General features: G+C 45.9%; 19 protein-coding genes. 10 read left to right on the top strand and 9 right to left on the bottom strand.

Going from position 1 to position 20,546, the window contains the following annotated elements:
* Nucleotides 1-18: 18 nt before the first annotated feature.
* Nucleotides 19-1,737, top strand: coding sequence for a M48 family metalloprotease (locus tag B0G85_RS06845; RefSeq protein WP_100379709.1), 1,719 nt, complete (start codon nucleotides 19-21; stop codon nucleotides 1,735-1,737).
* On the opposite strand, the gene B0G85_RS06840 is transcribed toward B0G85_RS06845, so the two are convergent.
* From B0G85_RS06840 to B0G85_RS06820, 5 genes are read right to left on the bottom strand one after another with little or no spacing between them, the layout of a single operon-like run.
* A complete protein-coding gene (locus tag B0G85_RS06840) occupies nucleotides 1,734-2,360 on the bottom strand; it encodes a DUF2946 family protein (RefSeq protein ID WP_100379708.1) in 627 nt (208 codons plus the stop codon). The genes B0G85_RS06845 and B0G85_RS06840 overlap by 4 nt on opposite strands.
* Nucleotides 2,361-2,362: 2 nt before the next feature.
* A complete protein-coding gene (locus B0G85_RS06835) occupies nucleotides 2,363-2,797 on the bottom strand; it encodes a YybH family protein (RefSeq protein ID WP_100379707.1) in 435 nt (144 codons plus the stop codon).
* A 2-nt stretch (nucleotides 2,798-2,799) separates the two neighbouring features.
* Nucleotides 2,800-3,837 carry a lipopolysaccharide heptosyltransferase II gene (waaF, locus tag B0G85_RS06830; RefSeq protein WP_100379706.1) on the bottom strand — a complete coding sequence of 346 codons (1,038 nt, stop codon included), beginning with the start codon at nucleotides 3,835-3,837 and terminating at the stop codon, nucleotides 2,800-2,802.
* Between the two features lie 48 nt (nucleotides 3,838-3,885).
* Nucleotides 3,886-4,074 carry a zinc-finger domain-containing protein gene (locus B0G85_RS06825; RefSeq protein WP_100379705.1) on the bottom strand — a complete coding sequence of 63 codons (189 nt, stop codon included), beginning with the start codon at nucleotides 4,072-4,074 and terminating at the stop codon, nucleotides 3,886-3,888.
* A gap of 22 nt (nucleotides 4,075-4,096) precedes the next feature.
* The gene (locus tag B0G85_RS06820; protein WP_100379704.1) at nucleotides 4,097-5,020 is read right to left on the bottom strand and encodes a branched-chain amino acid transaminase; all 924 of its coding nucleotides are present in this window, start codon (nucleotides 5,018-5,020) and stop codon (nucleotides 4,097-4,099) included.
* Nucleotides 5,021-5,228: 208 nt separating this feature from the next.
* Here B0G85_RS06820 and B0G85_RS06815 point away from each other — a divergent pair, with 208 nt between their 5' ends.
* From B0G85_RS06815 to B0G85_RS06785, 7 genes are all read left to right on the top strand, one after another.
* Nucleotides 5,229-6,440, top strand: coding sequence for a phosphoglycerate kinase (locus tag B0G85_RS06815; RefSeq protein WP_100379938.1), 1,212 nt, complete (start codon nucleotides 5,229-5,231; stop codon nucleotides 6,438-6,440).
* Between the two features lie 2 nt (nucleotides 6,441-6,442).
* On the top strand, nucleotides 6,443-7,879 hold the full coding sequence (gene pyk, locus B0G85_RS06810; RefSeq protein WP_100379703.1) for a pyruvate kinase: 1,437 nt from the start codon (nucleotides 6,443-6,445) through the stop codon (nucleotides 7,877-7,879).
* Between the two features lie 60 nt (nucleotides 7,880-7,939).
* A complete protein-coding gene (gene fba, locus B0G85_RS06805; protein ID WP_100379702.1) occupies nucleotides 7,940-9,004 on the top strand; it encodes a class II fructose-bisphosphate aldolase in 1,065 nt (354 codons plus the stop codon).
* Nucleotides 9,005-9,020: 16 nt separating this feature from the next.
* Nucleotides 9,021-9,917 carry a phosphoribosylaminoimidazolesuccinocarboxamide synthase gene (locus tag B0G85_RS06800; RefSeq protein WP_100379701.1) on the top strand — a complete coding sequence of 299 codons (897 nt, stop codon included), beginning with the start codon at nucleotides 9,021-9,023 and terminating at the stop codon, nucleotides 9,915-9,917.
* A 69-nt stretch (nucleotides 9,918-9,986) separates the two neighbouring features.
* Nucleotides 9,987-10,493, top strand: a complete 507-nt coding sequence (gene purE / locus B0G85_RS06795; RefSeq protein ID WP_100379700.1) for a 5-(carboxyamino)imidazole ribonucleotide mutase — start codon at nucleotides 9,987-9,989, stop codon at nucleotides 10,491-10,493.
* 4 nt (nucleotides 10,494-10,497) lie between these two features.
* On the top strand, nucleotides 10,498-11,682 hold the full coding sequence (locus tag B0G85_RS06790; RefSeq protein ID WP_100379699.1) for a 5-(carboxyamino)imidazole ribonucleotide synthase: 1,185 nt from the start codon (nucleotides 10,498-10,500) through the stop codon (nucleotides 11,680-11,682).
* A complete protein-coding gene (locus tag B0G85_RS06785) occupies nucleotides 11,615-12,766 on the top strand; it encodes an L-threonylcarbamoyladenylate synthase (RefSeq protein WP_232725978.1) in 1,152 nt (383 codons plus the stop codon). Before B0G85_RS06790 ends, B0G85_RS06785 begins: the two co-directional genes overlap by 68 nt.
* Here B0G85_RS06785 and dacB read toward each other — a convergent pair.
* Genes dacB through B0G85_RS06765 form a run of 4 tightly spaced genes read right to left on the bottom strand, consistent with a single transcriptional unit; the run spans nucleotide 12,712 to nucleotide 18,182 of the window.
* Complete coding sequence (dacB, locus tag B0G85_RS06780; RefSeq protein ID WP_100379697.1) at nucleotides 12,712-14,271, bottom strand: D-alanyl-D-alanine carboxypeptidase/D-alanyl-D-alanine endopeptidase; 1,560 nt, start codon at nucleotides 14,269-14,271, stop codon at nucleotides 12,712-12,714. The genes B0G85_RS06785 and dacB overlap by 55 nt on opposite strands.
* 10 nt (nucleotides 14,272-14,281) lie before the next feature.
* Nucleotides 14,282-16,723 (bottom strand): ATP-binding protein, encoded by a 2,442-nt coding sequence (locus B0G85_RS06775; protein WP_100379696.1) that lies wholly within the window; start codon nucleotides 16,721-16,723, stop codon nucleotides 14,282-14,284.
* A gap of 8 nt (nucleotides 16,724-16,731) precedes the next feature.
* Entirely contained in the window at nucleotides 16,732-17,355 is a 624-nt protein-coding gene (locus B0G85_RS06770; protein WP_100379695.1) for a response regulator transcription factor, read from the bottom strand.
* Nucleotides 17,355-18,182 carry a diguanylate phosphodiesterase gene (locus tag B0G85_RS06765; RefSeq protein WP_100379694.1) on the bottom strand — a complete coding sequence of 276 codons (828 nt, stop codon included), beginning with the start codon at nucleotides 18,180-18,182 and terminating at the stop codon, nucleotides 17,355-17,357. The genes B0G85_RS06770 and B0G85_RS06765 overlap by 1 nt, the downstream gene beginning before the upstream one ends.
* 315 nt (nucleotides 18,183-18,497) lie before the next feature.
* Here B0G85_RS06765 and B0G85_RS06760 point away from each other — a divergent pair, with 315 nt between their 5' ends.
* Complete coding sequence (locus B0G85_RS06760; protein ID WP_087909492.1) at nucleotides 18,498-18,788, top strand: co-chaperone GroES; 291 nt, start codon at nucleotides 18,498-18,500, stop codon at nucleotides 18,786-18,788.
* Nucleotides 18,789-18,814: 26 nt separating this feature from the next.
* Nucleotides 18,815-20,467 carry a chaperonin GroEL gene (gene groL / locus B0G85_RS06755; protein ID WP_100379693.1) on the top strand — a complete coding sequence of 551 codons (1,653 nt, stop codon included), beginning with the start codon at nucleotides 18,815-18,817 and terminating at the stop codon, nucleotides 20,465-20,467.
* The last annotated feature ends 79 nt before the right edge of the window (nucleotides 20,468-20,546 follow it).

Here is a 20,546-nt window from a genome sequence, read left to right as displayed (position 1 = left end):
AAGTTTTACCATATAGAGATGCCAGTCATAAAACCTTCACCAAAATCGTCTACTTTTAAGCGCATTGTGGCCTGCCAATTGATGTTGGCCTTAGCATGGCCAAGTGTCGGCGTAGTTTATGCTGCAGGGGCGGCTTCTTCGGCTGTGACAGGGGATGTTTCAGTACAGGGTGAGTCTGCTGCCTTGCAAAATTTAGGCAGAGCTGTTCAGTCTCCGGACGCCCGCTCTGCTAACTTACCAACTCGAAATGCACTTCAGGTTCAAGAGACTTTTATATTGCCCGATATGGGTGATCCTGGAGGCGACTCATTAAGCAGAATGGATGAGAAAAAATATGGCGAGATGATCATGCGCCAAATTCGTCCAGATATGGACTACTCTAATGATTTGCCAATTTATGACTACTTAAATCAAATGGAACGCCGCTTATTACAAGCGGCTAAACGCTTGCAATTGGGGGGTGCTAATGATCAGGGTGGTAGTGCCTATAACTTCGAAGTCTTTGCAGTGAAAGACACCAGCATTAATGCATTTGCTTTACCTGGCGGTTTTATTGGCTTTCATACGGGCTTATTGGTAAGCGCTGAATCGGATTCAGAGGTAGCCTCGGTGATGGGCCATGAAACAGGTCACGTTTTACAGCGTCACTTAGCTCGTCAGATGGATAAGCAGACAACGAACACCATGATTGCCTTAGCAGGCATCTTGCTAGGAGCACTGGCTGCTTCGCGTAATCCAGGAGCAGCATCTGGTCTCATGCAGGGTGGTCAAGCAGTTGCTATCAATAACCAACTATCGTATTCCAGGGATGCGGAGCGTGAAGCAGATCGTATTGGTTTTCAGATTTTGGCCGCCAGTGGATATGACGTCAATGGTGCTCCTGGTTTTTTTCAGCGCCTACAAAAAGCGACGGGGATTATGGATAAGGGGGTGCCATCCTATGTTCGCACTCATCCATTAACCACCGATCGTATTGCTGATATGCAAGATCGAGTGCGTAATATTCCCAGCAGAAATGTACCTACTGCGGTAGAGTTTTACTTAATTAAAGCGCGTGCCCGCATGGAGCAGTCTGGCACCTCAAGTGGTATGTATGACCTTAAAAATGTGTTTGATAGTTTGAGTAAGCAATCCAGTCCAGGAAAGCAAATAGAGGGATTTTATGGACTTGCTCTGATTGCTCAGAAGCAAGGCCGACTGGATCAGGCTACGGGCTATCTACAACAAGCACGTAAGCTAGCCAACAGTGCTAGCGCACCAGGCTCTCCCATTCAGAGCCAAAGCCTTTCTTTAGATATCACCAGCTCAGAGTTGGCCTTAGCCAAGGGAAAGAGCGAAGAGGCCCTGCAGTTAGCCCAGGTAACTTTACGCGCTTACCCACAATCTTATGCTGCGGGCGCAGCTATGATGAATGCCTATCTCAAGCTAGGGCGAACAAATGATGCTATTGCATGGCTTAAAGCGCGCACGAGATTGCAGCCAAATGAGGTGGTGTGGTGGACGATGCTTTCGAATGCCTATGATCAGGCAAGTAATGTCCCTATGCGGCACTACGCTTTAGGAGAAAAATATGCACTTGAAGGTGCTTGGCCATCGGCTATTGAGCAATTAAAAATAGCCAGATCATCTGGTGGCGCTGATTTTTATCAAGGGTCTAGCATTGATGCACGACTTCGAGAAATGCAAAAGCAGTATCGAGAAGAATTAAAGGAACAAGGTAAAAATTTACCCAGCTAGTCCTTAATAGGCGTCTTGATAAAGTGAAAGCGCTGACTCAATTCTGCAGAATGAATGGGTTCAATTGGAAGAGGACAGTCTTGCCAAGTCCAGATACCTCTAAAGCTGCAGGCATCTTCTTGTACCTGGGATTGGCTAGAGAACAAATCTAAATCATGATCATGTAGCAGTGCTACTGCAAGTGATTCTGTTTTGGTAAACAGGCTCTGCATTGAGGTATTGAGCTCAGTTAAGATCATTTGCTCTATTAAGCCGATGATGTAAACGTTGCCAACTTCATCGCAAAGAGCACTCTGGGGGTTTATGGGGGTGTTGCATTGCGTTAGTATTTTTAATTTAGCTGTACTGGGATGGATGCGGGCAATCCATGGTGTTGCATCTAGAGTAACAAACACCCGTTGTGGGCCATTCTGAAAAAAGTGTCTTCCTGCGGTGTCTCGTGCATAGTTTCTGGCAATGTATTCATTTAGCGTGGCGTGCTCAATAACTTTACCTGGTAGTCCATTCGCTTGCGCATATTCATCGCGCATACGCCATTGACCTCGACGATCCAACGCTAACCACCCAAAGCAATCAGCTACTTCTGGCCACTTGATAAGCGACCGGAGTACCTGCTCATCCATTACTAATGAAGTCCATGCGGAGTAGAGGGGGCATCAAAAGTTTCTTCAGTCGAATGGCTTGCGTGAAGGTGGGCAATGCGCCAGCCTTGACTATCCTGCAGCAACACTAAGGTAATATTCAGAAAAAATGCTGCCTCGATTTGATCGGGTCTTAGGTGAACCGCTTCGGTCGTATCGTACACAGCGGCGCCCAGAACTGAGTGACTAATACATGCGATGGGCTCTAAAAAGAGCGCCTGTTTATCGAGTAAGCGCTCTAGTCCTGCCCGAATTTCTGCATGCCCGCTTAAGCGTTGGCCTTCTGGTAATACGCAAGTAATAGAGTCATCGTCGAGCCAAATGGCTAAGGCACCTTTGACGTCACGATTTTTAAGAGCTTCACGCCAAGCATCTACTACTTCATCAGCATTCTGAAAGAGTCTAGCAAGTTTAGACATGGCTAACTTTCTAATGTTTGGATAGCGGTTAATACGGTTTGTGGAGAAATTGCTTTCAAGCATTTGAGATGACCTAATGGGCACACTCTTTGATGACATGGACTGCATGGTAGGTTGAGCCATATTACTTTAGCCCTCTCTGATAAGGGGGGTGTATGGTTTGGATCGCTGGAGCCAAAAATCGCTACCTGTGGCACCTTCAGCGCAGCACCAATGTGCATCAGCCCAGAGTCATTGCTGACGAGGGTTTTACTCATACCGATTAGAGCAATAGCCTCATCCAGTTGTGTTTTGCCACACCAGTTATGAAGTTGAGGGTGATGACTTGCTTGAGCTTGAATATGCTCTGCTAAAGCATGGTCACCCGGACCGCCTAAAAGAATGATTTGGGCTGCTGGCCTGCTGGTGATTAGTTGTTTGGCAAGATTAGCAAAGTGATCCGTTGGCCAGCGCTTGGTGGGGCCATACTCTGCACCGGGACAAAATACGTAAATCAATTTTTGATCAATGCCAGCCTGAGCTAATTTAGCTACAACCGTCTGTTTTGCTTGAGTCGATACATTTAGTATTGGATTCGCTGAATGATTCGAGCGGACTTTGAAGGCATCAAGTGCACCACCTAAGGCGAGGTAGTGCTCTGCCATTGGTGGGCGATTCTGCTTACTGGGATTATCTAAAGCAACGTTGATTAAGCCAAAGCGCATCTCGCCTCGATAGCCAATTCGAAGAGGGATATTTGCTAGCCAGGGAATAAGACTAGACTTCAGACTATTAGGCAATACAAAGCATGCTTCATAGCGCTCTTTTTCTAACTGCTTAGCAAGTTGCTTGCGTAAGCTCCATTGCAGCTTTTTGTGCTCGAGCTTTGCTTCAATGACCTGGTTAACTTCAGTACAAGCTTGATAGATGGGTGCAACCCAGGGACTAGCTAAGACATCCATCTTTGAATCTGGATACCTTGCCTTCAGATCAGCCATCAGGGGCTGGGACATCACGGCATCACCAATCCAATTTGGGGCAATGATCAGAATACGATTCATATAAAGTATCCCGACACAGCGCCCCAAGATTGAGGGGCGCTAATGGGTCTAGTGCCCGTGGGGCTCGGTACCTGGGATGAGCTTGTACTCAGTACCGCAGTAGGGGCATTTCGCATCCCCCGTTTTCGCTACATCTAAAAATACCCGTGGATGCGAATTCCAGCTTGGGGTTTGGTTAGTAGGGCAATGCAGAGGAAGATCCTTACCATCGATCATGACTACAGGTGATTGACTCATACTCTTATTCCCTATTTCACTATTACTTAACGTAGGTCAGCCAAGATTGATATTGCGCACTTCTACCATAAACCGCATCAAAGTAAATTGCCTGAATTTTCTCGGTAATTGGTCCGCGTTTGCCATCACCAATCGTACGATCATCCAACTCGCGAATCGGCGTCACTTCAGCAGCAGTACCAGTAAAGAATGCTTCGTCAGCAGAATAAACTTCATCACGCGTAATGCGCTTTTCACGCAACTCCAGGCCCAGATCTTTGACAATCTGAATGATGGAAGCACGGGTAATGCCATCTAGGCAAGAGGCTAGGTCCGGTGTGTAGACAATGCCATCACGCACCATGAATATATTTTCGCCAGAGCCTTCAGAGACGTAGCCTTCAGTATCTAGCAAGAGTGCCTCATCATAGCCATTGGCAGTAACTTCTTGATTGGCCAAAATAGAGTTGATGTAATAGCCGGAGGCTTTGGCGCGCACCAATGAAGAATTTACAAAGTGACGGGTAAAGGATGACGTTTTCACGCGGATGCCTTTATTAAGACCATCTTCACCTAAATAAGCGCCCCATTCCCAGGCAGCAATCGCTGTATGAATGGTGTTCCCTTTTGGTGAAATGCCTAATTTTTCAGAGCCGATAAAAATAATGGGGCGGATGTAGCAAGATTTCAACTCATTGCTATTAACGACGTCGATGATGCCGCTGGTAATTTGCTCAGGTGTGTAAGGCATATTCATCTGGAAAATCTTCGTTCCGTTGAATAAGCGCTTTACATGCTCAGGTAGACGAAAAATAGCGGTACCTTTAGGGGTGTTGTAGGCACGAATACCCTCGAAAACACCCATTCCGTAGTGGAGACTATGGGTTAGCACATGAACGTTGGCCTCACGCCAAGGAACAAGCTTCCCATCGGACCAAATAAAACCATCGCGGTCGGACATCGACATGTTTTCTACCTTTTGTTTCTAATAAATAGGGTTAATCGAGGTATTTAGCCGGCGGGGTTTTGGCCCCAGAGCCATAAATACGTCCAAGGCCTTATTGTAGAGCAGATGAAGCACTTTCTTTGGTCTGGCTTTGGGGTTCAACAGTCCGGACGATTTAGAATGGGGAAATCCTGATAAATCAGCAAATTCACCTAAATTACCTACTCTCATGCTGGAATTCTCTTTTAAAGTAAAACGACTCAATGAATTAGCAGAGGCAGGCCTGTTGAAGGGGAAGCGGGTCTTTATCCGTGCCGATCTCAATGTTCCCCAGGATGATATGGGTAACATCACTGAAGACACCCGAATTCGGGCATCCATGCCTGCGGTACAAATGTGTCTGGATGCAGGTGCTGCCGTAATGGTGACTTCCCACTTAGGGCGTCCAATAGAGGGCCAATTTAAGCCTGAGGATAGCCTGGCTCCCGTAGCCGATCGGATTGCCTCGATCTTGAATCGTAAAGTACCGCTTATTAGCGATTGGGTAGGGGGCGGTTTTGAAGTCAAGCCAGGTGAACTGGTTTTATTAGAGAACTGTCGCCTCAATGAAGGCGAAAAAAAGAATAGTGATGCGCTGGCAAAGAAGATTGCTGCTCTATGCGATATTTACGTCAACGATGCGTTTGGTACTGCACACCGTGCAGAGGCAACAACCTATGGCGTTGCTAAATTTGCAGCCATTGCTTGCGCAGGCCCATTAATGGCGGCAGAGTTAGATGCCTTGAGTCGTGCATTGGCCAATCCAAAGCGCCCTCTTGTGGCGATTGTTGCTGGCTCAAAGGTGTCTTCTAAGTTGACGATTCTTAAAGCGCTCGCTGACAAAGTGGATGAATTAATTGTGGGTGGTGGTATTGCTAATACCTTTATGTTGGCCAAGGGGCTGCAAATTGGTAAATCCTTAGCTGAGCCAGATTTAGTGGAAGAGGCTAAAGAGATTATGGCGATTATGGAAAAGCGGGGTGCGCATGTCCCTATTCCAGAAGATGTCGTTGTTGCTAATGAGCTCTCGCCTTTGGCTCGTGCGAACCGAGTGCCCGCTGATCAAGTGGCTGATGACGATATGATTTTGGATATTGGGCCTAAAACAGCTGCGCGTTTATCAACGATGCTAGCCCATGCAGGTACGATTGTTTGGAATGGCCCATTAGGTGTATTTGAGATTGACCAATTTGGTGGTGGCACCAAAATGTTGGCAGCAGCTATTGCCCACTCCCCTGCATTCTCCATTGCAGGTGGCGGCGATACTTTAGCGGCAATTGCTAAGTATGGTATTGAGAATCAAGTGGATTACATTTCTACTGGAGGGGGCGCTTTCTTGGAATTTTTAGAAGGCAAAACCTTGCCAGCTGTTGCGGTATTAGTTGAGCGAGCGAAAGAATAACGATGTTACGAGCAACAAAAATTATTGCCACCTTAGGGCCAGCATCTGAAAAACCAGAAGTACTGCGCGACATGATTCTTGCAGGTGTAGACGTAGTGCGTATGAACTTTTCTCATGGCACTGTGGCAGATCACAAGGCGCGACATGATTTAGTGCGGAGTATTTCTGCTCAAGTAGGCAAAGAAGTCGGCATCATGGCTGACCTACAAGGCCCTAAAATTCGCGTTGGTAAATTTGTTGATAACAAAATCCTGCTTAAAGAGGGCGATCAATTTATTTTAGATGTCGCTTGTCAAATGGGCAATCAAGAGCGCGTAGGACTTGACTACAAAGAGTTGCCCAGGGATGTCAAATCAGGCGACCGTCTTTTATTGAATGATGGTTTAGTAGTCTTACAAGTGCAGAGTGTTCAGGGTGGTGAGATATTTACATGCGTAGAGCAGGGCGGACCACTTTCTAATAACAAGGGTATTAATCGTGCTGGCGGTGGCTTAACAGCCCCAGCCCTGACTGAAAAAGATATTGCAGACTTAGATGCGGCTATTGCTATGGGGGTTGATTTTTTAGCGATTAGCTTTCCTAAGGACGGTGCTGATATGGCATATGCTCGCAAGTTAGCAGATGCTGCTAGCCAGAAGTATGGTGTTGGTAAAGTCAGAACGATTGCTAAAGTAGAGCGTGCAGAAGCGATTGAGTCAAATGCATTAAAAAGTATCATTGCTGAGAGCGACGGCATTATGGTGGCTCGAGGTGACTTGGCTATTGAGGTTGGCAATGCGGCGGTACCTGCCTTGCAAAAGCGAATGATTGCTTGGGCGCTAGAGGCAGATAAATTTACTATTACGGCTACGCAAATGATGGAGTCCATGATCAATGCACCTGTGCCTACACGTGCTGAAGTTAGTGATGTAGCTAATGCGGTATTGGATGGTACAGATGCCGTGATGCTGTCAGCAGAATCTGCTGCAGGTATGTACCCAGTGCAGACTATTAAGGCGATGGCAGAAATTTGTGTTGAAGCAGAAAAGTCTGATCGCGTGAAGTTGGATACGGATTTCTTGGATCAAACCTTTAGCCGCATTGATCAGACAATTGCATTAGGTGCTTTATTTACAGCACACCACTTAAATGCCAATGCTATTGCTGCTTTAACGGACTCTGGTTCGACTGCCGTATGGATGAGTCGGCACAACATTCATGTCCCTATTTTTGCGTTGACCTCCAAGATTTCAACGCAGCGAGCACTCAGTACGTACCGTAATGTCTTTCCGATTGGTCTGGATTACACCAAGGATCGAGACGTGGCTTTGCAAGAAGTAGAAGATTGCCTGAAAAAACTTGGTGTAGTGAAGAAAGATGATGTTGTAGTTCTCACTTCTGGAGAGCCCATGGGCGAACCAGGGGGCACCAATTCCCTCAAAATTATTCAGGTGAAGTAATTTAGCCCAAGCTAGTTATTTACCCATTCATTACTTATTTAATTTAATAAAGAGATCATCATGGCATTAGTATCTTTACGACAACTTTTAGATCATGCGGCAGAACATGGTTATGGACTACCTGCATTTAACGTGAATAATTTGGAGCAAGTCACGGCCATTATGGAAGCTGCTGACGAAGCAGATTCTCCGGTAATTATGCAGGCCTCTGCTGGGGCGCGTAAGTATGCAGGTGAGCCATTCTTACGCCATCTTATTTCAGCAGCAGTAGAGGCTTACCCCCATATTCCCGTCGTAATGCACCAAGATCATGGTCAAAGCCCAGCCGTATGTATGGCCGCAATTAAGAGCGGCTTTACTAGCGTGATGATGGACGGCTCTTTAGAGGCAGATGGTAAATCCGTTGCTAGTTACGAATATAACGTCGATGTATCCAGAGAGGTCGTCAAATTCTCACATTCTATTGGAGTCACTGTCGAAGCTGAGTTAGGTGTTCTTGGTTCACTCGAGACTATGCAGGGTGATAAAGAGGATGGTCATGGTGCTGATGGCAAGATGACGCGTGAGCAGTTGTTGACGGATGTAGAGCAGGCAGCTGATTTTGTTAAAGCGACGCAATGCGATGCTTTGGCAATTGCGATTGGTACTAGCCATGGTGCTTATAAGTTTACGAAGAAGCCTACCGGTGATATTTTGGCGATTGAGCGCATTAAAGAAATTCATGCGCGTATTCCTAATACGCACTTAGTGATGCATGGCTCCTCCAGTGTTCCCCAAGAATTACTCGCAGAAATCCGCCAGTTCGGTGGCGATATGAAAGAAACCTATGGCGTGCCTGTTGAAGAAATTCAAGAAGGTATTAAGCATGGAGTACGTAAGATCAATATCGATACGGATATTCGCTTGGCAATGACGGGTGCGATTCGTCGTTACTTTATTGAGAACCCAAGTAAGTTTGATCCACGTGATTATTTGAAGCCAGCACGAGAAGCAGCAAAAAAAGTCTGTATTGCCCGCTTTCAAGCCTTTGGGTCAGCTGGTCAAGCATCAAAAATTAAGCCGATTCCATTGGAGAAGATGGCTGAGTTATACAAGAGCGGCAAATTAGCCCAGATCGTTAAGTGAACTAAGGAAGTTTGATATGCCTGCTTTATTTACCACCTCTATACAGTCCCTTCCTTTGTTATCAAAGGGGAAAGTGCGCGATGTCTATGCGCTGGATGATGACAAGTTATTGATGATCACTACCGATCGTTTATCTGCTTTTGATGTCGTGATGGGTCAGCCGATTCCGGAGAAGGGCATTGTGCTCAATCAAATGGCTAATTTTTGGTTTGATAAATTAGCCCACGTTATTCCAAATCACTTAACCGGGATTGATCCAGCAAGTGTTGTTTCTGCTAATGAAATCGACCAGGTACAAGGTCGAGCGGTGGTTGCCAGGCGTCTTAAACCCATCATGGTTGAGGCAGTAGTTCGTGGCTATCTTGCAGGTAGTGGCTGGAAAGATTATCAAGAGACGGGTAAGGTCTGCGGGATTGCATTACCAGAGGGCTTGGAGAATGCTCAAAAATTACCCGAGCCGATTTTTACACCCGCTGCAAAAGCAGAGGCTGGTGAACATGATGAAAATATCTCTTTTGAGAAGGTGGTTGAGTTGATTGGTGAGAGCTTGGCCACTCAAATTCGTGAGGTGAGCATTCGTTTGTACAAGGAGGCCTCTGAATATGCAGCAACTCGGGGCATCATCATCGCCGATACCAAGTTCGAATTTGGATTGGATGCTGGCGGGCATTTAGTTCTGATGGATGAGATTTTGACGGCGGACTCTTCCCGCTTTTGGCCTTCTGAAACCTATTATGTGGGCGCTAACCCGCCTTCCTACGACAAGCAATTTGTCCGGGATTGGCTTGAAATAGCATTAGTGGATGGCAAACCTTGGCCCAAAACCGCCCCAGCCCCAGCTTTGCCGGCCGAAGTCATTGATAAAACAGCAGAGAAGTACCGCGAAGCGCTTGCGCGTTTAACCAAGGCTTAATTTCCTCCAGCCTGAAAAGGCTGGGATAATAGACGGCTACTAAAGATTTCAGGGTATTCGGAGAGCTGAATGGGTCAAAATTCGAGCAATAAGCCAATCGTCGGGATCGTCATGGGTTCCAATTCTGATTGGGACACGATGCAACATGCCGCACAGATGCTGAAGCACTTCGGTATTGCTCATGAAGCTAAAGTGCTTTCTGCCCATCGCATGCCAGATGATATGTTTCAGTACGCCGAGCTTGCGAGTGCCAATGGCCTAAAAGCGATCATCGCTGGTGCGGGTGGCGCTGCACATTTGCCGGGTATGTTGGCCTCCAAAACGATTGTTCCAATTTACGGAGTTCCTGTTGCCAGTAAATATTTACGTGGTGAAGACTCTCTTTACTCTATCGTTCAAATGCCTAAGGGTATTCCGGTTGCGACGTTTGCAATTGGTGAGGCCGGCGCAGCTAATGCTGCTTTGCATGTGGTCGCAAATCTGGCTGTGAATAATCCAGCCTTGGCCAAGCTATTGGCAGACTTTCGTGACAAGCAAACAGATGCTGCACGCAACATGAATTTGCCAGGATATTAAACAGATGGTGAAACGTTTGGAACCCATCTTGCCGGGTTCATATTTAGGAATTTTAGGTGGCGGTCAATTAGGGCGGATGTTTACTCAGGCTGCACAAGCTATGGGATATAAAGTCTGCGTCTTAGATCCTAGTGCCGATAGTCCTGCCGGCTCGATTGCCGAGCAATTTATCCAGGCTGATTACATCGACTCCGCTGCTTTAAAAAAGATGGCAAATTTGTGTAAGTCAGTGAGTACTGAATTTGAGAATGTTCCAGCTCAAGCGCTTGATGAGTTGGAGGCTTTGGGCGTATTTGTCGCTCCACGTAGCAACGGTGTCTCTATTGCCCAAGATCGCGTTGCAGAGAAAAAATTTTTAGCGACCTGGAAAGAAGAAACCAATATTGGGCCAGCACCATACTGCGTAATTGAACATGATGCTGATATTGCCCTAATTGCCGCTGATCTGTTTCCCGGCATTCTTAAAACTGCTCGGATGGGTTATGACGGCAAGGGTCAGATTACCGTGCATGAATCTTCAGCCTTAGTAGCTGCTTGGGCCGAACTAGGAAAGGTGCCTTGCGTTCTTGAAAAACGAATGGAGTTAGATTTTGAGGTGTCTGTACTAGTAGTTCGCGGGTACGATGATGAGGTAGTGGCTTATCCCGTCTCTCAGAATATCCATCGCGATGGTATTTTGTTTACCTCGACCGTACCAGCCCCATCTCTTAAGTCTGGGCAAGAGAAGAAAATGATTGAGGCAGCAAAAGCGCTTATTCGTAAGATTGACTACGTTGGGGTACTTTGCGTTGAATTTTTTGTTCTTAAGAATGGTGATGTTGTGGTGAATGAAATTGCACCACGCCCACATAATTCTGGGCACTACACTATGAACGCCTGTGTGACGAGTCAGTTTGAGCAACAAGTGAGAAGTATGGCGCGCCTACCATTGGGTGATACGCGCTTACTAGCCCCCGTTTCCATGCTGAATCTTTTAGGGGACCTGTGGTTTGATGGCGCTATCGATAAAGTAATCGAGCCTGCTTGGAATAAAGTATTAGCCCATCCCGATACGAAATTACATTTATATGGAAAATCGGATCCAAGAATGGGGCGCAAAATGGGTCATATCAATTGTCTTGGTGAGTCGCTCAATCAAGCACGTCAAAATTGTGCAGCGGTCGCTGCTGAACTCGGGATCGAGCCCTAAGCTAATGATTCCCAATGGTGGTACCGAAATCAATCAAGCAGTACAAACTTTACGAGATGGTGGTTTAGTCGCCTTTCCTACTGAGACAGTCTATGGCTTAGGTGCAGATGCCAGCAATCCCGAGGCAATTAAAAAGATTTTTACGGCCAAGGGCCGACCCTCTAACCACCCCTTGATTGTGCATATCGCTACCCCCGATCACGATGATGTTGGCCAGGCTGACTGGACCGCTCAGCTTGCCCATTGGGCACGTGATATTTCGGAAGACGCGCTCAAGCTCATAAATGCCTTTTGGCCAGGCCCGCTCACACTTGTGTTTAAAAAAGATAAACGCGTTTTGACTGAGTTAACGGGCGGTCAAGATACGGTAGCTATTCGTGCGCCAGCACATCCCTTGGCACAAGGGTTGTTGCGTCAATTTAAGGGGGGTGTCGTTGCACCTTCGGCAAATCGTTTTGGTAAGGTGTCACCTACTAGCGCTGCAGATGTACGTAGTGAGTTTGAGGGCATGTCAGATTTGATGGTGTTAGATGGTGGTGACTGCAAGGTTGGTATTGAATCGACCATTATTGATTTATCTTCAGGTGATCATGCGGTCCTATTAAGACCGGGCATGATTACTCCTAGTGATATTTTGACTAGGACGGGTATTCAAGTTCGACTTCCTGGTGAGTTGGCTATGAGTACTGTTGCAAATAATCTCCCCAAAGTATCTGGTAGTTTGCGCGCACACTATGCGCCTGCGACTCCATTGCGTTTGTATCAGTCTGGCAGAGTCTTGGATGCTTTGTGTGAATTTCCCGACACCAAGTCTCGGGTGGCGGTAGGCGTTTGGGAGTCTGAATCTCCAATAGGTGAAGATGGTCATCCGTCAGTACATTTTGAAGAAATACCACTACCTAGCGATAGCACTGCATTTGCAAGTCTGCTCTATCGATCCCTGCGTGACTTAGATCAGCAGGACTGGGACCTTATTCTATTTCCAGAGCCTCCTGCTGGCGAGGAATGGGATGGCGTGAGAGACCGTCTTCAGCGCGCAAGCTTTGGCTCGGGCCCATCCTCTAATAACCACGCTAGTAATTGATCATGTGCCTCTAGACCTCTCCAGGCATTGGGGTGGTTAATGAAGGAAGTCACGGCATACATCTTTCCAGATTTAGTCATTACGTAGCCAGAGATTGCCCTGACATCAGCAAGCGACCCTGTTTTTATTCTCACCTCAGGTTTTTTCTTCAGGTGCAAAAACTTTCTCAGCTGGGTAATTAAGCGATTTTTCATCGTGCCATCTACACCTGCTGCAGGAAGGCTCTGATAGAAAAGGTCTGCTGTAGGCAGCTTACGCGCCATGACTAATAACTGTGTGAGATGCTCTGCAGATATTGCTTCGTTACGAGATAAGCCGGAGCCATTTTCAATAACGAGCTCTGGAAAATCTAAGCCAGACTCTTTTAACCATGCCTGAATCACCAGTTGCCCATTTTGCGTGGTGGCAGGCTTGCCTATTTTTTCAAGTGCCAGGGTCAATAAGAGCTGCCGAGCCATGACATTATTTGAGTATTTATTAATATCATGCACGTCATCTGCAAGCGAGATACCTTCAAATTGCAACAATGATCGAGCTGACATGGGAACAGTGCCAGATTTCCCAATAGGCGTTTGTGCCCAACGGCCGCCTGATAGTTCCCATGCAGCAACAAAGCCCTGAGTGAGGAAGGTGTTGGCATCTAAAGCTACAACGTTATAGTTCACATCTTTGCACCCATTAGGAAAGCTACCCGAGAATTGGGCAGTGAGTAATTGATCCTGATTAGCCGCTACGCTGTCAGTCTCTAAATTAAATCGAATATTACTTTTCCAGTTTTCACAGGCCCGATCCACTAATTGCATTTGATTTATTACTTTGAGTTGGGATAGTGGCGGGCTAAAGTTGATATCAATAAAATCGGCTGTCCGTGATTTACCTAACTGAAAAGAGAGCGTTCTAAAAGCATAGAGGAGCGGATCTGGCGGTACGTTGTAAGACCGAAGCGATTCGCCGTCAATGGTGTTGTGTTCCATGACGCTTGGTGCGTAAGCGCTCCTATCAAAAATTAAATTACCATCAATCTTTTGAATGCCTAAATTTTGTAATGCTTTCATCATCTTGGCGAATTCTTCAGGAATTAATTTAGGATCCCCTGTTCCCTGTAAGTAGATATTGCCTTTAAGAATCCCCTGCCGAATAAGGCCATCAGTAAATAACGCAGTGCGCCAGCGATATTTCGGTCCCAGAAGATCTAAGCCTGCAAGAGTGGTTAGGAGCTTCATTGTCGAAGCAGGATTCATGGCTTGAGTAGAGCGCCAATCCAGCTCTGGTTTAGCGGTCATTTTGCCGTGACGATCTTGCTCAATCTCGATTACCGAGATACTGATAGCTTCTTTAGGGATTTGATTTTTTTCAAGGCTAGCTGCAACCGCACTCGGAATCTGTTGTAGTGCAGCTCCTGAGGCAGTACTTTGGCCCGGATGGGCTGGGGTAGAGATGAAGAGGCAAGCCCAGAGGACTAGTATGGCCTTAGGCTGTAATGGTGAGAATGATGATGCGTGCATGCTCCTGATTTTATGGCATATATTGCACTTTATAGGTTTGAATAATACGGTTTTGCTCTTCCAGGAGGGCAATGAACTCCGCAATACACTTAGCTAGTAGGTCATTCTGAGGCTCGGAAGCTTCTAGCCTGATACAGGCGTCGATAAATTGGGAGGCCTGCAATAACTGAGCCCCACCTTTTACTTTATGCACCCAGCTTAGAAAATCTGCTTTATCTATTAAATAACCCTCTTGTGCCGATTGGAGTTTGGTCAGCACCTCATCATGGACTTTTTGAATCTCTTCAAGGACGATTAATATTTTCTGGGGGTCATCTCCAATCAGATTAGAAAAGATCTCAAAAGAATAGGGCTCCTCAGTAATTTCTGTGGAAGTGTTTGAGTCAAAATAGCGTAGCAATTCATTTTCTAGAGCCCCCAAACTGAGGGGCTTAATAAGGATACTATTCATGCCAGCAGATAAAAATTGATGACGCGAATCTAATGCATAAATATCAGCAGTGACGCCAATGATGATGAGTGAAGTATTGCCAGTAGATCGAATATCTCTTGCTAAGTCAGAGCCCTGCATGCCGGGCATAGATTGATCGGTTAATAGAAGATCAAAAGAATGATTGCCCAGCAGCTCAAGTGCCAAGAGTGCATTTTCACAAACCTGAGTTTGTATGCCTAGCACCTCTAATTGAAGTGACAAAATTTGCCTACTAGCAGGGTGATCCTCTACTACTAATGCTTGTATGGGGTTGCTTCGCCCACCTTTTCTTTTGGCAATGATTCTTCTTGGGTGCTCTGCCAATGCATCAAAAAAAGAGACCTTAGAGGCAGCGATGCTGGTTCTTGGGAATGCGACTGAAAAGTGAACGTTACTCCCAAAGCCTGGCGCACTCTCAAAGTAGAGATGGCTATTCATAGAGTTGACTAGGTGATTTGTAATAGTTAGGCCCAGACCTGTACCCCGCGTTTGCTCACATAGGCCAGACTCTTGTGAAGAGGGCACTTGTTCAAAAGCCTGAAGGGCAAGTTCAATCTGAGCGCTACCCATACCAACCCCGGTATCAATCACTCTGAATTCAATCAGTTGGCCAGCATGATCGTCTGCTAATACTGTGATTGAGAAATAGATCTCACCTTGACTGGTAAATTTAATCGCGTTACTCAGTAAATTTTGTAGCACTTGTCGTAAACGCAAACTATCAATCATGAGCACTTCAGCCATTCTTGGATCAATAGTAGTGTGCAATAGTAAGTTCTGTTTTTGTGCCACTGTCGTGAATGCGGAATGAATATCTATGAGAAGCTGATGTAAGTTACTAGGTTCTAGGTTCAGAGTAAGCTTTCCTGCTTCAATCTTAGAAATATCCAATACTTGGTTGAGCATACCCAGCAAGGATTCTGCTGATGCTTGTGCACTTTTAAGCAGGGGCTTATCTTTTTTAGGAAAATCAGCGCTGCCCAGCAGAAGCTCCTGAACGCCCAGGATGGCATTCATCGGCGTCCGAATCTCGTGGCTCATCGTAGCTAAGAACGCAGACTTGGCTGCATTGGCTTTTTCAGCAAGGTCTTTAGAGTGCATCAGGGCTATCGCGGCTTGTTTTTGGAGGAAGTACTTTCTTTGGAGTTGGTAAAACACAATGCCGCCAATCATTAATAGCAACACAGTGCTAAGCCAAGGTAAGGCACGATGATGTCCGCTACGGGACTCTGAAACAAGCTGCGTTTCGTTTAAGGTAAATAGACGGCGTGACTCGAGTGGATCTAAGTCATCTAGAAAATGCTTCAAGATACTTTGTAGAGGGCTGTTATGAAAAGAAATTAACCAGCGATATGCAAAGGGTTCTCTCCCGTATATTCCATCTATCTTGAGATCGAGTTCTTGGGTAGTGTGGATTAATTGTTTCGCTAAGCGAATGGGCATGATGAGGGCCTCAATGTCATTTCTAATGAGTGCTTGCAGCAGTTCATTTGACGAGCTCAGATCGGAATCGGATTGACTAGATGAGGCAGGGGGACTCTCAAAACCACGTTTAAAGTAAGCAATTCTTGAGTGATCAGTGAGTCTCAACAATGATTGATCTATTTTGGTAACAACGGCATCATGCCCCCAAAAAATCGACTCAGAGAGTGTGCCAAATTGTAAAACACGACTGCTCACTTCTGGTGGATCGATGATGAAGTCTACTTGCCCATTTACCAATTGCTCTAGCCCATCTTGATCTGATTTTCTCCAGATGGGCGTGTATTGCTGTCGTGTGCATTCCCCTAATTTCAGCAGAAGGGATTGAAAGACACCATCATGCTGAAGGTAGGGCGCATATTTTTCATGAATACTAAATCTCACTATAGGGTGAGCATCGATCCATGCTTTCTCTGAGGCGCTGAAAGGCCCAGCATGGGCTAGTCTTGTAGCAATGCAGAGGATTACATAAGTGAACTTAAGGATGAATCGATGCATGCTACAGATTAGCTTTCGATAATTTGATTCATACGACAAAATAAAATAAGATCAGCAATATTGTTGATACCCAGCTTGTCAAAGACCCTTGTTTTATAGGTAGCCACCGTCTTATTGCTGATATGTAGTAAATCTGAAATCTGCTGATTGGTGTTGCCCTTGCCGAGATACTTCATCACTTGGAGCTCACGATCTGAAATAAGGGCTAATTTATCGTCATCACTTAAAGAGGTGTTGCCATTTTTTCCATGCGTGAAAAAGGTATACCCCTGAGAGATGGCAACACATGCTGCTAGGATGACATCTGCCCCAGCAGTTTTGTTGACAAAACCATGGGCACCGAGGGATCGCACTCGACCCCCGTAGACTGCCTCAGCCAAACTGGACAATACAAGGATGCGCACCTCGGGATGCATCAGTCCAATACGCCTAATGATGTCAAACCCGTCAGTCTTAGGCATATCTAGATCTAGAATCACCATATTGGGATTGACTTCCTTGATGGAGCGTAAACATTCTTCTCCATTTTGAGCCTGCCCTGCTATTTCAAACAACAGCTGATCTTGCAACATACTCTTTAAAGCCATCAACATGGCAGGATGATCATCTACCAACATCACGCGTTTTCTCATTACTTGTCTCCGTTTAGGTTTTGATGAGGGTGCAGCGAAAAAATGGCCTTAGCGATACGACTATCGTTAATGTGTAATATTTGATGGCGGCTGACTGAGGGCATCATTAGTCCCCCATAGCAGTGCTGAGCTCCAATGGCGATCGCATTTTCTATATCTTTGACAAGAGTGATATTGCTGGCATAAATCTGACTTTTGAATCTCTTGCCATGAGAAAAGATTTCAGCTGGGGCGGTTGAAGTTCGAAACTGAGTAATATCGAGATGAATCCCTTCGGGTTGTATTTCTTCGGCCCAGCGCATTTGCGAGAGTGTCCCGGAGTAATTGAGCATATGAATTAATACCCCTAAACGACGCATGCGAAGCAAGCCGTTTTTGCCATCAGTAGATAAGTGTGGCTTTTCCAGTTGATGCACGCCCAGGCTGATTAAACCTACTGGTAATCTGGAATTTAGAATGAGGTCGCTTAGCCCATCAATAAAATCATTAGATTCAAAGACATGCTCTGGTAGGGGCAATATTCCAGGGATAAACCGGCCACTGCGATACCAATAGCTAATCGTATCTAAGCCTTCCATGAATAGTCTGAGGACTTGACTATCGCTGGCAGTAAGTAATGGTCTAAATAGTGAACTAGTCAGCTTGGTTCCCTGCGTGTTAAAGATGGGTTCGTGACCAATCGTCTGTCGCTGGGACCACGATTGGTGCTCTTTCAGTGCTTCACTGTTAAGGCCCAGCCAAGGCTGACCACAAGCGTCGCGTACTTCTTGGAAGGGTTTGTTCTTCCAGGCTTTTACAAGCGTGTACAGCCGGGATTTCGGGCTCATCAGCAATCTCCAATCATTGACTAGTCAGTCTAGGCACGACAGATTGGAGCGGTAATGGCTATAAGCTTATTTATTCGTAGGAATCTACCTACTAATCCCCCTCAATTATAGGAAATAGAGAGTCCGCATGAAATTTAAGGCAATTCACTCTTGAAATCCCCAGTTTCAGACCTATATAATCAGCACTCCCTACACGAGAGTGCTAAAACAGCTTGTTTTCGAACTATCTGCCTTAGTTTTCAAGTGAAGAGATTACAAACCATTGATTTATATAAGAATTTTAACTAGTTAACACTTACTAACATAGGAGAAGGAATGAATCTGCGTCCTTTACATGATCGCGTAATTATCAAACGTTTAGATCAAGAATCAAAAACTGCCTCAGGAATCATCATTCCGGATGCTGCTGCTGAAAAGCCAGATCAAGGTGAAGTTTTAGCCGTTGGTCCAGGCAAGCGTGATGACAGCGGTAAGTTAAATGCACCAGACGTCAAAGTTGGCGATCGGGTGTTATTCGGCAAATATGCTGGCCAAACAGTTAAGGTCGATGGCGACGAGCTTCTCGTAATGCGCGAAGAAGACATCATGGCTGTTGTACAGAAGTAATCAGTATCCACGAAAGGAATTTAATCATGGCAGCAAAAGACGTAATTTTTGGAGATAACGCCCGTACCAAGATGGTAGAGGGTGTCAATATTCTAGCTAATGCAGTAAAAACTACTTTAGGCCCAAAGGGTCGTAACGTAGTTATGGAGCGCTCATTCGGTGGCCCTATCATCACTAAAGATGGCGTGTCCGTAGCAAAAGAAATCGAACTCAAAGACAAGCTCCAAAACATGGGTGCGCAGATGGTGAAAGAGGTTGCCTCTAAAACTGCTGACATCGCTGGTGATGGCACAACAACTGCAACCGTTTTAGCTCAATCTATCGTTCGTGAAGGCATGAAGTATGTAGTGTCAGGCCACAATCCAATGGACTTGAAGCGCGGTATTGATAAGGCAGTTTCTGCTGCAATCGAAGAACTCAAGAAGATTAGTAAGCCTTGTACAACGACAAAAGAAATCGCTCAAGTGGGTTCAATCTCCGCAAACAGCGACTACAGCATTGGTCAGCGTATTGCTGAAGCTATGGAAAAAGTAGGTAAAGAAGGTGTGATTACCGTTGAAGATGGTAAGTCATTGGAAGATGAGTTGGAAGTGGTTGAAGGGATGCAATTTGACCGTGGTTACCTTTCTCCTTACTTTATCAACCAACCAGAAAAGCAAGTTGCGATTTTAGAAACACCATATGTACTCTTGTTCGACAAAAAAGTAAGCAACATCCGTGACCTGCTGCCAGTGCTTGAGCAAGTAGCAAAGTCTGGCCGTCCATTGTTGATTATTGCGGAAGATGTTGAAGGCGAAGCCTTGGCAACTTTAGTAGTAAATAACATTCGCGGCATTATTAAAACTTGCGCTGTGAAAGCTCCTGGTTTTGGTGATCGTCGTAAAGCCATGCTAGAAGACATCGCGATTTTGACTGGCGGCACTGTGATTGCTGAAGAAATTGGCCTCACTCTCGAGAAAACAACCCTTGAGCATTTAGGTCAAGCTAAGCGTATTGAAGTTGGCAAAGAAAACACCATCATTATTGATGGTGCTGGCGATGCTAAAGCAATTGAAGCGCGTGTGAAGAATGTACGTGTTCAGATCGAAGAAGCTACTAGTGACTACGACAAAGAAAAATTACAAGAGCGCGTTGCCAAATTGGCAGGCGGTGTTGCAGTGATTCGTGTTGGTGCTGCTACTGAAGTTGAAATGAAAGAAAAGAAAGCACGCGTTGATGATGCATTACACGCTACTCGTGCTGCTGTTGAAGAAGGTATTGTTCCTGGCGGTGGCGTTGCTTTGATTCGTGCAATGCAGGGTATCAAAGGTCTTAAAGGCGATAACGCTGATCAAGACGCTGGTATCAGTATCGTATTGCGTGCAATGGAAGAGCCACTGCGCATCATCGTTTCTAATGCAGGCGATGAAGCTAGCGTAGTAGTGAATGCAGTGTTAGCAAGCAAAGGCAACAATGGTTACAACGCAGCCACTGGTGAGTACGGTGACATGGTAGCTCAGGGTGTGATTGATCCAACTAAAGTAACTAAGACTGCTTTAGTGAACGCAGCTTCTGTTGCAGCATTGCTGTTAACAACGGATTGCGCAATCTGCGAAGCGCCAAAGGATGACTCGGCTGGCGGTGGTATGCCAGATATGGGTGGCATGGGTGGTATGGGTGGTATGGGCGGCATGATGTAATAGCTGTCCATTTCCTCAGCTACTTAGCTGTAGAAATTAAAATGCCTGGTTCACGAGACCAGGCATTTTTTTTACTTAT

The sequence above is a fragment of the Polynucleobacter brandtiae genome (genome assembly GCF_002797575.1).
Taxonomy (GTDB): Bacteria; Pseudomonadota; Gammaproteobacteria; order Burkholderiales; family Burkholderiaceae; genus Polynucleobacter; species Polynucleobacter brandtiae.
The sequence above is the reverse complement of the archived record's forward strand: the minus strand, read 5'-3'. Positions and strand labels throughout refer to the sequence as shown.

What these genes read in the sequence shown, in the direction of transcription:
- B0G85_RS06845 (WP_100379709.1), top strand. Translation starts at nt 19, where the DNA reads ATGCCAGTCATAAAACCTTCACCAAAATCGTCTACTTTTAAGCGCATT.
- B0G85_RS06840 (WP_100379708.1), bottom strand. Translation starts at nt 2,360, where the DNA reads ATGGATGAGCAGGTACTCCGGTCGCTTATCAAGTGGCCAGAAGTAGCT.
- B0G85_RS06835 (WP_100379707.1), bottom strand. Translation starts at nt 2,797, where the DNA reads ATGTCTAAACTTGCTAGACTCTTTCAGAATGCTGATGAAGTAGTAGAT.
- waaF (WP_100379706.1), bottom strand. Translation starts at nt 3,837, where the DNA reads ATGAATCGTATTCTGATCATTGCCCCAAATTGGATTGGTGATGCCGTG.
- B0G85_RS06825 (WP_100379705.1), bottom strand. Translation starts at nt 4,074, where the DNA reads ATGAGTCAATCACCTGTAGTCATGATCGATGGTAAGGATCTTCCTCTG.
- B0G85_RS06820 (WP_100379704.1), bottom strand. Translation starts at nt 5,020, where the DNA reads ATGTCGATGTCCGACCGCGATGGTTTTATTTGGTCCGATGGGAAGCTT.
- B0G85_RS06815 (WP_100379938.1), top strand. Translation starts at nt 5,229, where the DNA reads ATGCTGGAATTCTCTTTTAAAGTAAAACGACTCAATGAATTAGCAGAG.
- pyk (WP_100379703.1), top strand. Translation starts at nt 6,443, where the DNA reads ATGTTACGAGCAACAAAAATTATTGCCACCTTAGGGCCAGCATCTGAA.
- fba (WP_100379702.1), top strand. Translation starts at nt 7,940, where the DNA reads ATGGCATTAGTATCTTTACGACAACTTTTAGATCATGCGGCAGAACAT.
- B0G85_RS06800 (WP_100379701.1), top strand. Translation starts at nt 9,021, where the DNA reads ATGCCTGCTTTATTTACCACCTCTATACAGTCCCTTCCTTTGTTATCA.
- purE (WP_100379700.1), top strand. Translation starts at nt 9,987, where the DNA reads ATGGGTCAAAATTCGAGCAATAAGCCAATCGTCGGGATCGTCATGGGT.
- B0G85_RS06790 (WP_100379699.1), top strand. Translation starts at nt 10,498, where the DNA reads ATGGTGAAACGTTTGGAACCCATCTTGCCGGGTTCATATTTAGGAATT.
- dacB (WP_100379697.1), bottom strand. Translation starts at nt 14,271, where the DNA reads ATGCACGCATCATCATTCTCACCATTACAGCCTAAGGCCATACTAGTC.
- B0G85_RS06775 (WP_100379696.1), bottom strand. Translation starts at nt 16,723, where the DNA reads ATGCATCGATTCATCCTTAAGTTCACTTATGTAATCCTCTGCATTGCT.
- B0G85_RS06770 (WP_100379695.1), bottom strand. Translation starts at nt 17,355, where the DNA reads ATGAGAAAACGCGTGATGTTGGTAGATGATCATCCTGCCATGTTGATG.
- B0G85_RS06765 (WP_100379694.1), bottom strand. Translation starts at nt 18,182, where the DNA reads ATGAGCCCGAAATCCCGGCTGTACACGCTTGTAAAAGCCTGGAAGAAC.
- B0G85_RS06760 (WP_087909492.1), top strand. Translation starts at nt 18,498, where the DNA reads ATGAATCTGCGTCCTTTACATGATCGCGTAATTATCAAACGTTTAGAT.
- groL (WP_100379693.1), top strand. Translation starts at nt 18,815, where the DNA reads ATGGCAGCAAAAGACGTAATTTTTGGAGATAACGCCCGTACCAAGATG.